This is a genomic window from Acinetobacter sp. IRS14, from assembly GCF_034650275.1.
Lineage (GTDB): Bacteria > Pseudomonadota > Gammaproteobacteria > Pseudomonadales > Moraxellaceae > Acinetobacter > Acinetobacter oleivorans.
In genome coordinates, this window is record NZ_JAOVFN010000063.1 from 1 (window position 1) to 686 (window position 686).

Below are 686 nucleotides of genomic sequence, written 5' to 3' on the forward strand. Positions count from 1 at the left end.
ATTGTCTGCTGTCACAGGATTGACTGTGATCGCTGCTGTGCTGATATCTGGAGCAATCGTGTCTACACTTAAAATCGTATCAGCAACATCAACATTACCTTGTGCATCCACTGCTTCTGCATGGATAGTCACAGGACCTTCACTTGCTACCGCAATCGCTGCAGTGATGAAGCCGTTAGCAAGGTCAGCGACTGTTACCGTATAGTTGGTACCGTTAACATTCACTACTGTGCCGTCGATTGCATCTGGTCCCAACGCCACTTGTACATTGAAGCTGCCATCTGTGCCTAGCTCCTCTGCATTCAAGATACCGTCGCCATTTAAGTCTTCAGGGATCGTGATCGTACCAATCAGGTCTGCCGGTACTGTATCAATAGTAAGGGTAGCTGTATCAGTTGCAATATTTCCAGCTGGATCTGTCGCAGTTACAGTGACTGTATGTGGACCATCTGTTAATGCTGGCAAAGTATTGTCTGCAAGGGTCCAGGTACCATCACCATTGTTCACTGCAGAATAGTCAGTGCCATCAACATTCACAACTATTGTTGCTGTTGGGTCATTGATTGCTCCTGTTAAAACTGGAGTAGTGTCGTTGGTAGTCACATCATCTAAAGATACAACTGGAGCACTAGTATCCACTGTCACCACAGCCGTATCCGTACCCACATTGCCTGCTGCATCTGTTG

General features: G+C 46.8%; 1 protein-coding gene. It reads right to left on the bottom strand.

Annotation, left to right across the window (positions count from 1 at the left end; genetic code table 11):
• The coding region (locus ODQ17_RS19070; RefSeq protein ID WP_322905634.1) for an Ig-like domain-containing protein at window positions 1-686 on the bottom strand (686 nt) is incomplete at both ends.